The sequence below is a fragment of the Prosthecobacter sp. genome (genome assembly GCF_020439865.1).
Classification (GTDB): Bacteria; Verrucomicrobiota; Verrucomicrobiia; order Verrucomicrobiales; family Verrucomicrobiaceae; genus Prosthecobacter.
Map to the genome: position 1 here is coordinate 54,059 of NZ_JAGRPF010000113.1, position 13,461 is coordinate 67,519.

The 13,461-nt window shown below is 59.9% G+C and carries 13 protein-coding genes; 6 read left to right on the top strand and 7 right to left on the bottom strand.

Going from position 1 to position 13,461, the window contains the following annotated elements:
* The first annotated feature begins 64 nt into the window (after positions 1 to 64).
* The 3 genes from KDL09_RS13105 to KDL09_RS13115 are packed head-to-tail and all read left to right on the top strand — an operon-like array spanning position 65 to position 3,666.
* Positions 65 to 2,494 (top strand): DUF4838 domain-containing protein, encoded by a 2,430-nt coding sequence (locus KDL09_RS13105; protein ID WP_294385726.1) that lies wholly within the window; start codon positions 65 to 67, stop codon positions 2,492 to 2,494.
* Complete coding sequence (locus KDL09_RS13110; RefSeq protein ID WP_294385727.1) at positions 2,491 to 2,901, top strand: hypothetical protein; 411 nt, start codon at positions 2,491 to 2,493, stop codon at positions 2,899 to 2,901. Before KDL09_RS13105 ends, KDL09_RS13110 begins: the two co-directional genes overlap by 4 nt.
* A 45-nt stretch (positions 2,902 to 2,946) precedes the next feature.
* Complete coding sequence (locus tag KDL09_RS13115; RefSeq protein WP_294385730.1) at positions 2,947 to 3,666, top strand: hypothetical protein; 720 nt, start codon at positions 2,947 to 2,949, stop codon at positions 3,664 to 3,666.
* Between the two features lie 50 nt (positions 3,667 to 3,716).
* Here KDL09_RS13115 and KDL09_RS13120 read toward each other — a convergent pair whose 3' ends face one another.
* Complete coding sequence (locus tag KDL09_RS13120; protein WP_294385732.1) at positions 3,717 to 4,430, bottom strand: FKBP-type peptidyl-prolyl cis-trans isomerase; 714 nt, start codon at positions 4,428 to 4,430, stop codon at positions 3,717 to 3,719.
* A 127-nt stretch (positions 4,431 to 4,557) separates the two neighbouring features.
* Between KDL09_RS13120 and ilvC the strand changes: the two genes are divergently transcribed.
* The gene (ilvC, locus tag KDL09_RS13125) at positions 4,558 to 5,586 is read left to right on the top strand and encodes a ketol-acid reductoisomerase (RefSeq protein WP_294385735.1); all 1,029 of its coding nucleotides are present in this window, start codon (positions 4,558 to 4,560) and stop codon (positions 5,584 to 5,586) included.
* Positions 5,587 to 5,644: 58 nt separating this feature from the next.
* Here ilvC and KDL09_RS13130 read toward each other — a convergent pair whose 3' ends face one another.
* Together KDL09_RS13130 and KDL09_RS13135 are read right to left on the bottom strand one after the other, a co-directional pair.
* The gene (locus KDL09_RS13130; RefSeq protein ID WP_294385738.1) at positions 5,645 to 7,276 is read right to left on the bottom strand and encodes a sodium:solute symporter; all 1,632 of its coding nucleotides are present in this window, start codon (positions 7,274 to 7,276) and stop codon (positions 5,645 to 5,647) included.
* A 46-nt stretch (positions 7,277 to 7,322) separates the two neighbouring features.
* Positions 7,323 to 7,655, bottom strand: coding sequence for a hypothetical protein (locus KDL09_RS13135; RefSeq protein ID WP_294385740.1), 333 nt, complete (start codon positions 7,653 to 7,655; stop codon positions 7,323 to 7,325).
* 225 nt (positions 7,656 to 7,880) lie between these two features.
* On the opposite strand from KDL09_RS13135, the gene KDL09_RS13140 reads away from it, so the two are divergent.
* Together KDL09_RS13140 and KDL09_RS13145 are read left to right on the top strand one after the other, a co-directional pair.
* Entirely contained in the window at positions 7,881 to 8,459 is a 579-nt protein-coding gene (locus KDL09_RS13140) for a methyltransferase domain-containing protein (RefSeq protein ID WP_294385742.1), read from the top strand.
* A gap of 79 nt (positions 8,460 to 8,538) precedes the next feature.
* Positions 8,539 to 9,378 (top strand): hypothetical protein, encoded by an 840-nt coding sequence (locus KDL09_RS13145; protein WP_294385744.1) that lies wholly within the window; start codon positions 8,539 to 8,541, stop codon positions 9,376 to 9,378.
* On the opposite strand, the gene KDL09_RS13150 is transcribed toward KDL09_RS13145, so the two are convergent.
* From KDL09_RS13150 to KDL09_RS13165, 4 genes are all read right to left on the bottom strand, one after another.
* On the bottom strand, positions 9,379 to 10,635 hold the full coding sequence (locus KDL09_RS13150) for a serpin family protein (protein ID WP_294385747.1): 1,257 nt from the start codon (positions 10,633 to 10,635) through the stop codon (positions 9,379 to 9,381).
* 43 nt (positions 10,636 to 10,678) lie between these two features.
* Positions 10,679 to 12,151, bottom strand: a complete 1,473-nt coding sequence (lysS, locus tag KDL09_RS13155) for a lysine--tRNA ligase (protein ID WP_294385749.1) — start codon at positions 12,149 to 12,151, stop codon at positions 10,679 to 10,681.
* Between the two features lie 70 nt (positions 12,152 to 12,221).
* The gene (locus KDL09_RS13160; RefSeq protein WP_294385751.1) at positions 12,222 to 13,124 is read right to left on the bottom strand and encodes a PIG-L family deacetylase; all 903 of its coding nucleotides are present in this window, start codon (positions 13,122 to 13,124) and stop codon (positions 12,222 to 12,224) included.
* A 64-nt stretch (positions 13,125 to 13,188) separates the two neighbouring features.
* Positions 13,189 to 13,458, bottom strand: a complete 270-nt coding sequence (locus KDL09_RS13165) for a hypothetical protein (RefSeq protein WP_294385753.1) — start codon at positions 13,456 to 13,458, stop codon at positions 13,189 to 13,191.
* Between the last annotated feature and the right edge of the window lie 3 nt (positions 13,459 to 13,461).

The window sequence follows — 13,461 nt, forward strand, 5'->3', positions numbered from 1 at the left end:
ATTCCACGTGGCAGCTTCTGCGCTGGCGACGACACACACGTGTGGGTGCCGGCGTATGCAGTTCATGTCTCGTGTGCTCTTAACCGCGTTGTTCGTCGGCGTTCTTCATGCCGAAACCGTCCAGCTTGCACAAAATGGCCGCGCTTTGATGCCGGTGGTGATTCAATCGGAGGAACTCAAGCCAGTCGCGGACGAGCTCGCTTCGATGCTGGCGCGCATCACGGGTTCGAAGTTTGAGATTCAGGTGTCGGCAGAGCAGCGGGGCCTGTTTCTCGGTCTCACAAGCGGGGAGGTGCCACCGACGGAACGCGAGGATTACACGATGCGTTCGGACAAGGAGCGTCTCGTAATCATCGGACGCACGCCACAGGCAGTAGAACATGCGGTGTGGGGTTGGCTGCACCGCTGCGGGTTCCGGCAGTTTTTTCCGGGCAAGACCTGGGAGATCGTGCCGCACTCGCCATCGCTGAGCATCGAAGTCGACGTGAAGGAGTCGCCGGACTATCACGCGCGGCGCATCTGGCCGGGATTTGGCTGGATGAAGGAGCGGCAGGAGGTTTGTGAGGAATGGAACCGGCGGAATCGCGCTACTTCGGGCATTCAACTGAGGTCGGGGCATTCGTATGACGGTGTGATGATCCGTCACGCGGCAGAGTTTGCCGCGCATCCGGAGTATCTGGCGTTGGTGAACGGCGAACGACGGAAACCGAAGTTCTGCATCGCGAACGCGGGGCTGCGGAAGCTGTTTGTGGCGGATGCCCTGGCGCAGTTTGAGGAGGATCCGGCGCTCGATTCGGTCTCGTGCGATCCGAGCGACGGCGGCGGTTGGTGTGAATGCGCGGAGTGCGCAAAGATCGGCAGTGTGACGGACCGTGCGTTGTTGCTGGCGAACGAAGTGGCGGAGGCGGTCAACAGGGCGCATCCGGGCCGCATCGTCGGCATGTATGCCTACAACGAGCATTCGCCGCCACCATCCATCGAGGCACATCCGCAGGTGGTGATCAGCGTGGCGACGGGATTCATTCGCGGCGGTTACACGATCGACCAGTTGCTGGCGGGATGGAGCGCCAAGGTGCGCACGCTGGGCATCCGCGAATACTACAGCGTGAACACGTGGGACCGCGATCTGCCCGGAGCTGCACGCGGCGGTAACTCGGAATATCTGCGCACGACGATTCCGCATTTCCATGCCGAGGGCGCACGATTCATGTCCGCGGAGGCGAGTGATAACTTCGGACCGAACGGGCTCGGTTACTATTTGGCGTCGCGCATGCTGTGGGATGTGAACGAGGCGAAGAACATCGACGCGCTGGTCACGGACTTTCTCGACAAGAGCTTTGGTTCTTCGCGTGAGCCGATGCGGAAGTTCTATGCGTTGCTCGATGGCACGAAGAAATCGGCGCTGAGCGATGATCTCGTCGGTCGCATGTGGCGGCTGCTCGCGGAAGCACGCTGTTTGACGAACGATGAGGCAATTCTCGCGCGGCTCGACGATCTGGTGCTCTACACGCACTACTGCGGGCTTTACCTCGACTACAGCAGCACGGCCGGGAAGGAACGGCAGGCGGCGTTTGAAGCGCTGTTCCGTTTCATCTGGCGCATTCGTGACACGGGCATGCTGCACACGAAGGCGTTGTGGCGCGACATTCCCAACCGCGACAAGACGGTGCAGCTCCCGCCCCTTGGCAAATACAGCGATCCCGACGCCACGAACCCATGGAAAAGCGACGAGCGCTTCACGCGCGATCAAATCGCCGCGATGGTGCGGGATGGCGTCGAAAAGCGGAAGCTGCTCGATTTCGAACCGGTGTCCTTCAGCATGAATCTTGTGCCGGCGACGAAGTTGATGCTGCCACAAGTGCCGCGTGGCAATGCGGGCATCTACCTGCGTGCGGTGCGCGACTTTTGGACGTGGATCGACAAGGAACCCGCCACGCTCACGCTCGGCGGAACGGCGGGCATCATTTATCAGAGCCGTGGCACGGCGAAGTTGGAGCTTTATCCGATCGCCGAGGCGGAATCGAAGTCCGTGGCGCACGGCGAGATTGAACCCGACAAGCAACCGCACGAGTTGAAGCTCGAAACGAAGTTTCCCGGCCTGCATCGCCTCGAGGTGAGTGATTCCGGCCAAGGAACGCTCATCACGTGGCCGGACGGCATGCCGATGACGGTCGTGAGCAGCATGGAGCAGCCTGCGAAGCTCTATGGGCGCTGGCATCTGTATTTCTATGTGCCAAAGGGCACGCAGATCATCGGCGGCTTCGCTGAGGGCGAGGGCTTCATGCTCGATCCCGACGGCAAAACCGCGCACACGTTTTCCCAGAAGCCTGGCTACTTCAGCGTGAAGGTGCCGACAGGGCAGGATGGCAAACTCTGGAGCTTCAAGCACAGCGGCGGCAACCGCCAGCTCATGACCGTGCCGCCGTGCCTCGCCCGGGATGCGAGCGAGTTGTTGCTGCCGGAGGAAGTGGTGGCCAAAGATGCCGCACCATGAAGTCCACGATCATCCAGCAAGCGCCGTTGCGTCTCATCACCGTGAAGGCGAAGAGTTTTCCGGAGGGCATCCGTGCCGCGTGGCAGGACATCGAATCCAGGCGGAAAATCAAAGGCCGCAAGGCTTACGGATTGATCTATGACAACGAATATTTCGCCGGACTGGTGTCGGACGGCGAACTCGAGGAACGCGTGACGGGACTGCAGGTCGTTGAAGTGCGGGGCGGTCCTTGCGCTCGCATCAAAGCAGAGGATTGGAACCAGCGGACGGGTGAAATCGGATCGTTGTTCGCACATATGGCGGCTGAGCATGAAGTTGATCCGTCACGACCGGCGATGGAGTTTTATCGCAGCTTCACGGAACTGCATCTGCTGCTGCCGGTGAAGATGAAATCCGGCAGGAATTGAATTGCAGAGAAGCTGGGATGCGGGTCATCATGGAACGAAACCCGCATGTCGAACTATTCCCAGCTCAATCCTGAACTGCTTGTCGCCACCGTTGAAAAACTCTCCACGCGCATCGGCGAGCGCTTTCCGAAGGCGGGATTGTTCCGCGTGTCAAAACACTTGTGTAACATCGCCGCTGAGTCCCGTCGGCGTGTTACCGAGACAGGGCGGCGTTCCCTGTGGATTCGTGCGGCGATCGTCCTGCTGCTCATTCTGATGGTGGCGGGCGTCGTGATGAGCGTGTCCGCTTTCCGGATTCAGCCGAAGACAGACGATGTGACGTGGGTGGAGCTGGTGCAGGCGATGGAGTCCGGCATCAATGACATCGTGTTCGTCGGAATCGGGGTGTTCTTCCTCGCAAGCCTCGAGACCCGGATGCGGCGGCGGCGCATTTTGAAGGCGCTGCATGAACTGCGCTCGCTGGCGCATGTGATCGACATGCACCAGCTCACGAAGGATCCTCAGCGCGCCGCGGGCGTGCTGGTGGCGACGCCCTCTTCGCCAACGAGTGACATGTCGCCCGACCAGCTCATCCGTTATCTCGATTACTGCAGCGAGATGCTGTCGTTGGTGGGAAAACTCGCGGCGCTCTATTTGCAGCGCTCGGACGACGAAGTGGTGCTGAGCACGGTGGACGAGATCGAGGGCCTGACGACCGGCCTCGCACGAAAGATCTGGCAGAAGCTCATGATCATTCATGCCAGCCATCCTGCTGGCGCCAAATAAAAGAGGCAGGTCCGGAGACCTGCCTCTTGGAAAAGTTTGGGTTGGATGAATTACTTCACGATGCCGAGCAGCTCGACTTCGAATACGAGAGCTTCGTTCGGGCCGATGTCGCCGCCAGCGCCGTTTTCACCGTAAGCGAGCTGAGAAGGAATGAAGATCTTCCACTTCGAACCGACGGGCATGAGCTGGAGGGCTTCCGTCCAGCCTTTGATGACTTCCTGCACGCCGAAGGTGATCGGCTGGCCACGCTCGACGGAGCTGTCGAAGACTTTGCCGTCGATGAGGGTGCCGTGGTAGTGGACGTTCACCTTGTCGGTGGCGACGGGCTTGGGTCCGTCACCGGCCTTGATCACTTCATACTGCAGGCCGCTGGCGGTGGTGGTCACTCCTTTGCGCTTGCCGTTGTCCGCGAGAAACTTGTCCCCCACTGCCTTGGCTTCCTGACCACGCATGGCGGCCTTGGCCTGCATGCTGGCTTCAAAGGCCTGCATGGCGGCGATGAGCTCTTCCTGGGTGTACTTGGGCTTGTCGCCGGAGAGGCCGGACTTGATGCCTTCGTTGAGGGCGGCCAGATCGATGTCGATTCCCTGGCCTTTGAACTGTTCGCCGAAGTTGCGGCCGATGAAGTAGCTGACTTTGTCCATGGGAACGGAGGTGGGGGCGGAGGCGGAGGGTTCGGCCAGCTGTGCGGGCTTGACTTCCTGGGCTTGGGTGGCGGAGGCGACCGCAAGCGCGGCGCAGAGCATGGCGATGGTGGATTTCATATTGGAGGCGCGGAGACTACCCATTGCCCCGTTGCGGTCAATGAAAGCCTTGGAGGGCCGGGAAAAAGCCGTTTGACCCCGTCCCCCGCTTGAACCACTATCGCCGCCCTCCTAAACCAGAACCTATATGCCCGCGAAAATCTACACTGAAAAAGACGCCAGCCTTGCACCTCTCAAAGGCAAGACCTGCGCTGTGATCGGCTTTGGCTCCCAAGGCCACGCCCACGCCCTGAACCTCAAAGAGAGCGGCGTCAATGTCATCATCGGCCTCTACCCCGGCAGCAAGAGCCGTGCGGTGGCTGAAGAAAAGGGCCTGAAGGTCTATGACACCGCTGAAGCCGTGAAGAAGGCCGACGTCATCTTCGTTGCCGTTCCCGACACTAAAATCCCCGACGTCTTCAACAAGGACATCAAGCCGAACCTCGTCAAAGGCAAGACCCTGCTGTTCAGCCACGGCTTCGCGATTCACTTCAAGACGATCACCGTTCCTGCCGACGTGAACGTCATCATGGTGGCTCCGAAAGGCCCCGGCCACATCGTCCGCCGTCAGTACACCGAAGGCAAAGGCGTTCCCGCCCTCATCGCCATCTATCAGAACGCCGACAAGCAGGCCAAGAAGATCGCCCTCGCCTGGGCGCACGGCATCGGTGGCACCCGCGGTGGTGTCCTCGAAACCACCTTCAAGGAAGAAACCGAAACCGACCTGTTCGGCGAGCAGACCGTTCTTTGCGGTGGCGCCAGCGCCCTCGTGCAGGCCGGATTCGAAGTGCTGGTGGAAGCCGGCTACTCCCCTGAGATGGCCTACTTCGAGTGCTTGCATGAGCTGAAGCTCATCGTCGACCTCATGAACGAGTCCGGCATCGCCGGCATGCGTTTCTCCATCTCTGAAACCGCCAAGTGGGGCGACGTCAAAGTCGGTCCGAAGATCATCGACAAGTCGGTGAAGAAGCGCATGAAGGAAGCCCTCAAGGACATCCAGACCGGCAAGTTTGCCAAGGAGTGGGTTCGCGAGACGAAGACCGGCTACAAGAAGTTCAACAAGCTGCTCAAGGACGGCGAGAAGCACCCGATCGAGAAGACCGGCGCCCGCCTCCGCAACCTGATGCCGTGGATCAAGAAGCGCGACATCAAGGGCCAGCAGGCCAGCTACTCGTAAGAGCGGCTCAAAAAATCAAGCAGGGCGCGGACCGGCAACGGTCCGCGCTTTTTTTGTCTCAGGTTCCCGCCTGAACGACCTTCGAGTGACCGAGTTTGTCCTCAGGTGTCTTGAAGCACATGGCGATGGCAAACGTGACCACGGTGCCGAAGAGAATGCGCCACGGGAACTCGATTTCCACCATCCACTCGGGGCGCGGAATGCCGCCCTCCATGCCGAGCGAGGCCATGAGGCCTTTGTCGAGCCCGCTGAGGTAACCGACGACGATGAATCCGGCGAGCATGGCGATGCCGTTGCCGAGATCGTTCCCACGCGTGTTCGTGAACAGCCCGACCATGAACACACCGAGGAGCGAGCCGTAGGTGTAGCCGAACACGCCGAGGATGATCGGAATGATGCGCAGCGAGGGATTGTGCGCCTTCACCCATGCTGTGCCGAGCGCGACGGAGATCAGCAGGATCGCGAACAGCACCGTTCCGAAGCGCAGCACGCGCACCTTGCCCTTTTCAGTGTCTGGTTCGCCGAACCACCGGAAGTGAAAGTCGCGCACGTAGCTCGTCGCGAGCGAGTTCAATGCGGTGCTCAGCGATCCCATCGCCGTGGCGAGCACGCCGGCCACCACGAGCCCGCGCAGGCCGGTCGGCATCGAGGTGAGGATGAAAAACGGAAACACCTGGCTGCTGTCGGGTGCGCCTTTGGCATTCTTTGGCAGGAGGATCTCCGGATGCTGCTGGTAAAAAACGAAGAGCAGGATGCCGATGCTCAGCACCATGAAGTTCACCGGGATGTCGGCCACGCCGGAGAGAATCGTTGCCTTGGCGCTCTGGCGTTTGTCCTTCGCCGTGAGCATGCGCTGCACCATGTCCTGATCGGTGCCGTGGGTGGCCAGCGTGACAAAGGTGGAGCCGAGAAAGGCCGTCCACATCGTGTATTCCGTCTCGAGGATGCCTTTGATCCAGCCCCACGCACCGGGATGCGCCGGATCCGGCCGGCCCCAGTCAATGACCGCCGGTTTCAAGATGGCGTCATTCAACGCCGACCATCCGCCGGTGTGCTCGAGCAGATGCCACAGCGCAAATCCGAGCGCGGAAAACAGGATCACCACCTGGATCACATCCGTCCAGATCACCGCACGGATGCCGCCGAGCGCGGTGTAGATCGAGGTCAGCACCGTGATCCCGACAAGCGCCACGGCATAGAGCCAGAACTCCTGCATCGGCGTGATGCTTGGATTCATAAAAACCTTCCACCCCAGAACCAGAAGCACCGTGGGCACCCAAAGACGTGAACCGCTTGCCAGCAGGCGTGTCACCAAAAACACCGCCGAGGCGCGTCGGCGCGTCTTCGGTCCGAAGCGAGCTTCGAGGAACTCATATACGCTGACCACACCGTGGCGGTAGTAGGCAGGAATGAAAACGGCGCTCACCACCACGCGGGCGAGCAGATAGCCCGCCATGAGCTGGATGTAGGTGTAATTGCGCAGCGCAAAGCCCTCGCCGGGTGCGCCAAAGAACGTCCCCGCGCTGATCTCCGCGGCCAAAATCGATGCCAGCACCGCCCACCACGCGATCTGACGATCGCCCAGTGTGAAGCCTTCCATGCTGCCGCTCTTGCTGCGCTGCGACAGACCAATGCCGATGATGAGCGCGAAGTATCCGAATATGACCGTGGCGTCGAGGAGATAAGGCATGGTGCGAAGTGTCGCCGCTAGGCACCATGCCCGTCAAGCCTTCCGCCTACTTCTTCGTCACGTTCTCCAGTTCCAGACGAGGCAGGGCACGTATGATGATCCGCTGTTGAACCGATGTGCCGCGTGGTGAGACGACGGTGACCTCCTCATACACCTTGCCGCAGTCCGCATTGGTCAGCGGACGATTGATCAGGCGGCGGGTCATTACCGTGGTGTCTCCCAGTTGTTGCCGCGTCACATTACCCGTCGGCGTGCTCAGAGCAGTGGCCACGGGCACACCGCTCTTGTTGTAGATGGTCTGCGGTTTGGCGCATTGCGTCAGGGGCAGGGACATGGTGAGAAGCAAGGTACAGACGGCGATGTTTTTCGTGCGGGGCATGGGTTGGTATCGTGTGTGTTTGGTTGGTTCCACGTCGATGACGTGGACTGCCTTGGATCATGTTCCGGCCATGGCGTTCAATCGTTTGCAATGATCTCGCGACCAACGCCTTATGCCGCAAATACCCTCGTTGCATTTTCTTCACTCCACGGTAGGGGATCAGTCCAATCTATTGCTGTAAAAGCTCTGGCAAGTCCGTGTCCGCCCGCTAGCATCCGGCCCCGAATGTCCGCCGCCACCTTCATCAAAGAACTCCGCCACAACTGGAAGACCATCGGCGCGGTCGTGCCTTCCAGTCCTGCCCTCGCGGAGCGCATGATGGAGGCCGCCGGTGTGTGGCAGGCTCGCCGGATCCTTGAACTTGGTCCCGGCACCGGCGCCTTCACCGAGGCCATCGCCGATGCCATGCCGCACGGTTCGGATTACGTCGGCATCGAGCTCAACGACACCTTCGTGCAGCAGTTGCGGCCACGTTTCCCGAAGCTCCGCTTTGAGTGCGCCGACGCCCAGCACTTCGATTTCTCCCAAGTGCTGCCCGAGGGTGAAAAGTTCGACTCCATCATCAGCGGTCTGCCATGGACCTATTTTCCGCGTTCGCTGCAGGAGTCGATTCTCGGCAACGTGCTCAAGCATCTCGCGCCCGGCGGCTGTTTTGCGACCTTCGCCTACTGGGGCTTCCACAAGCTTCCCGGCGGCCAGCAGTTTCGTTCATTGCTCCATGACATGACGCATGGCGTAGAGACGACCCGCATCGTCTGGGGCAACGTGCCGCCCGCCTTCGTGTATCTGGCGCGCATGGCGTGAGGTCTGCGCCCGGCCTTTCCGCCAGATCGCCGCATTTCAGCATCGACAGCCGCAATCCGAGCCGCTTTGATCTCGGCCCATGTCCCGGTTCTTCCTGCTCCTCCCTTTCCTGGCCTCGCTCGCCCTTGCTGCCGACTCGAAAAAGAAGTCGGACGACGCCATCAAGCCCGGCGTTCGTTCCCCCATCACGTTCCAAGTCTCACCACCGGTCTCCGACAATGCGCAGCTCAAAATGCGCATGCATGCCCTGGAGACGCCGCCGCCCTTCAGCATTAGCATGGAGAAATTCGACATCATCGTACCGAAGAAGTACAAGAAGGGCGATCCGCATGGCCTCTTCATCTGGGTCAGCCCCAGCAATGCTCCGTCTCTCTCACCCGAATGGGAGGCAGTGCTGGCGGAAAAGAAACTCATCTTTGTCGGCGCACACAACTCCGGCAACAATCGCGAGGTCTTTGCCCGCATGCGCATGGCCGTCGATGCGAACGACAACATGCGCGACCTCTACGACATCGACGATGCTCGCGTGTATGTCTCCGGCTTTTCCGGCGGCGGCCGCGTCGCCAGCATGCTCGGCGTGACCTATGCCGACATGTTCACCGGCACCATCGCCTTCATGGGCACCAACTTTTACACGGACATAGTCACGCTAGACAAGACCGAGGTCTTTGAAGCCCGCTACATTCCGCACGAAGAAATCGTCGCCATGGCAAAGACTGACTGCCGCTACGTCCTCGTCACCGGGGATAAGGACTTCAACCTCAAGAACACCAGCGCCGTCTATGAAAACGGCTTTCTCAAAGAAGGCTTCAAGTCCGTCGAGCTCATGAACATTCCCGGCCAAGGTCATTCACCGCCGAAAGCCGAATGGCTCAAGAAGGCGATCGAGTTCCTGGACGAGGGAAAGGGGAAGAAATGATCACCGTGGATCGCTCACGCGACCAAGGAACAGGCACGCACCGCTCGCAGCGTGCTGGATCGCAAAAAGGAACGGGCGGTCGGCATTGATCTCTATGGGCTTTTCTGGTGGCGGAGCGATGCCCGTGGCACGCACCATGACCACAGCCGTCGCCGCCGCTGCCTCGGTGCCCTTCTCGTCCAGCTCAAGGAAGGTCTTGTGGAACACCGCCGAGATGTACAGGTAGTCGTCAGGTTTCTTTGGTGCCATCGCATCGAAGTCTGCGCTGCCCTGTGGTTTGTCGAAGGCGGTGGTCATGCCCATCTTTTGCAGAACATCTCCCAAGAGCATGGTTGGCGGTGTGATTTTGAATTTTGGCAGATGCAGAATCACTTCACGTGAGTCAGCTCCAGAACAGGCGAGCAGCACTTCCGGTGTCAGCTTTGTCTCCACATCGGTCACGCCTTTCACGTCGTCCGGCACGATCAGCAGGAAGTGCAGCTGGTTGCCTGCATACGGCAGTGCCACCGTCTGAAAACCATTACCGCGATGGTACCGCATGTGTGTCTTCTTGAACATGGTAGGCACCTCGACAGTCTGTTTGCCGCCGCTCGGGTGAAACGGCTTCGGGGTGGTCGCCTGTGCTGAAAACTCATCCATCCAGGCGGATTTGAAGTAGAGCGCGTTCACGAGGACGAGACGCGTGGTCTCGTTGAGGCCGTTGTCGGGAATCAAGTCCCTGATGCGCTTCTGCGTCTGCTTTTCCACCCATTCGTTGATTTCGCGTGTGGCATCCGCGTGATCCTTGATGAAGTTCATGAGCTCCATTGGGGCGCCAAAGTGTTGCTTCACGCTGGACCGAAAGGTGTCGCGGAATTCGTAGCCCTTCTGCCCGAACAGCCGGTTGGCCACATGAAGTTTCACGGCCTCGGTGGGGCCGCCATACTTCTTGCTGCCTGCGACGAGTCTCGCGGAGGCCTCCTGCGCCTCTTGGAGCGCCTGCGCGAGCGCGGCGAACGACTCACTCAGCGCTGTCTTGTCCGCAGGGAAGTGCAGCACCTGCTCCATTTCCTTCTGAGTGACGCCGCTGGCTCCGAGATAAGTCATCGCCAGCGCTGATTGGATCGAGTAAGGTGAAAGGCAGGTGTTTCCATCCAGCGGCATCTGCCGGTGCAGGTTCAGGCCCAGGGTGTTTACTGCTCGTGCCGCCATCTCAGGCGTTGCGGCCGGCGCTGTGATGGCGAATGACAGCGAAATGACCAAAGCAAGCGTCTTCATGACGCTAATTCTGCCAGTTCGCTTGGATGACAGCCAGATGATTCTACGCCTTCTTCTTCAGCTGCGGGAAGAGCACGACGTCGCGGATGCCTTCGGCGCCCGTGAGCATCATGATCAGGCGGTCGATGCCGATGCCGATGCCGCCGGCGGGCGGCATGCCGTGTTCGAGTGCAAGGATGAATTCCTCGTCGATCTTCTGTGTCTCTTCACCGGCCTGATGTTCCAGGCGCTGGCGTTGGACGATGGGGTCGTTCAGTTCGGAGTACCCCGGGCTGATCTCCTGGCCGTTGATGATGAGTTCATAGACATCGACGATGGAGTCGTCCTCGGCGTTTTGCTTCGCCAGAGGCACCAGTTCCTTCGGGCAATGCGTGACGTAGAGCGGATCGAACTGCGGCGCTTCAACCAGGCGTTCAAACACATGCTGCGTGACTTCGTAGTCCTCGAAGTTCGGTCCGATCTCCACGCCCAGTTCTGCAGCACGTGCTTTGCGCTGCTCGGGCGTGTACTCATACCACTTCGGATCGACACCCTTCAGCAGATCCGTGTAGCGCGCACGGCGCCATGGACGCTCGAGGTTGATCGTACGGGTCACGTTGCCATCTTCGTCCTTGTGCTCGATTTTGAGGCCGCCGCAGAAGGTTTCCGCGAGGTGGCAGACCATGCCTTCGACCAGATCGGCCATCTTCTCGAAGTCGGCGTAGGCCCAGTAGGCTTCCAGCATCGTGAACTCCGGATTGTGACGGCGGCTCATGCCTTCGTTGCGGAAATTGCGGTTCAATTCGAAAATCTGCGTGAAGCCCGCCACCAGCAGGCGTTTCAGGAACAGTTCCGGTGCGATGCGTAGGAACATCGGCTGGTTAAGCGCATGGAAGAAGGTCTCAAACGGCTTGGCGGCGGCACCGCCGGGCACGTCCTGCATCATCGGCGTTTCGACTTCGAGGAAACCGCGCTCCTGCATGTAGCTGCGGATGGCGGCGATCATCTTGCTGCGCGTCACGAAGATCTCGCGGCTGCGGTCGTTCGAAATGAGATCGAGGTAGCGCTGGCGGTATTTGATCTCCTTGTCGGCCACACCGTGCCACTTGTCCGGCAGCGGACGCAGAGCCTTGGACAGCGGGGTGAGCTTTTTGATGTGGATGGACCGCTCGCCGCGCTTGGTGATGAACGTGAAGCCTTCCACGCCGACGAAGTCGCCGATGTCGACGAGCTGGTTGAACTGCACGTAGGCCTCGTCGCCGACGTCGCCCTTGCTCAGGTAGCACTGCATGCGTCCGCTGATGTCACCGAGGTCAAAGAAGGTCGCCTTGCCCATCTCGCGACGGGAGAGGATGCGGCCGGCCACGCGCACTTCGAGACCCTCCGTGAAGTCCGTCTTTAGCGCACCGGGCTGATGCGTCGTGTCAAAACGGGCGCCAAACGGGTTCAGGCCGGCCTTCACCTGTCCGTCGAGCTTTTCGCGGCGGATCTGGAGAAGTTCGGACTCGGTATGTTCGGGGGCTGGCGTCGGTTGCATGGTCGTTCGGATGAGTGGGCCGTGTTCTTAGCCTCTCCCGCACGTTTTGCCACTGTAAAACCCACCGGTCTCACTTCGCCCCGTAAAACGGGAACAGCTTCTTGATCTCCTCCATCGTCGGACGACGGCCATACTCGCAGACCTCGAAGGTCTCAGCGTATTTCACCGCTTTGCCCGCTTCAGGGCCGTAGAACTTGATCAGCAGGTCACGATACTTCTCCGCCTCGCTGCTTTGACGTGCACCCCAACGGCGTTTGAGCCAGGCGCGGCGCCCTGCTTCGTCGCTGGCAGGCGGAACGCTTTTCACATGCTCTTCCGAGCCGTTGGCGCCGCCTTCATAGTGTTGGGAAGTCAGTTCGTGGATGCCATCGAGCTTTTGCTCGAATGAATCGTCCACACTGACCGCGATGTCCGGGGTAAAGGGGTAGGGCTTCTGAAAACCGTCACTCGAATACAGGAACACCGGGTTTTTCTTCAGCGGCGGCACGTCCGGGCAGATGAACGGCACCGCCACCATGAAGGCCGCGTCCTGCATGAGGACACCGACATAGCGATGGTCCGGATGATAATCCCACGGGCGATGGGCGATGACGATATCTGCCTTCCACTCGCGAATCACACGAGTGATGAGCTTGCGGTTCTCCAGCGTCGGCATCAATTCGCCATCGTGAATGTCGAGCACCTGCGAGGTCACTCCGAGCTTCTTTGCACATTCTCTGACTTCCGCGGCACGGCGCAGAGCCAACGGTCCGCCCGCTTCCTTCCAGTGTCCAATGTCGCCATTTGTCACTGACACCAGCTTCACGTGATGCCCCAGTCGCGCCCACTTCACCGCGGTGCCGGCCGTTTTGTACTCCGCATCATCCGGATGCGCTCCAAAGACAATGATGCGCAGCTTGCCGTCGTCTTTGTTTTCGGCGTGGAGGGTGAATGCGGCGAGACAGGCGACGAGAGTGAGGAAGGATCGAATCATGGCGGCATGAGTACGCGATGAGGCCGGTACGTTGTTCACGCTTTAGCGTGTCAGTGGATTCTGCTTAAAGCAGCCGAACATGGAGCCAAACCCGGCAGGTCATATCGAGAAACGAGATCACGGCTGGTGCCGAGAAAAATGCAAGGAGCCACGGCTTGATACCACTGGTTCGTACGATGAAGTAAATGACCAGAGCGATGTGTGCCGCTGCGAATGGCATCACTCGCCAAAACAAGGTTTGGTAATTGGGAGACGAGGCTTGTGACATGAACAACGTCACAAACCAGCAAAACAGCAGGATTCCGAAAAACAGGCGGTCAAGCAGGGCCTTCATCAC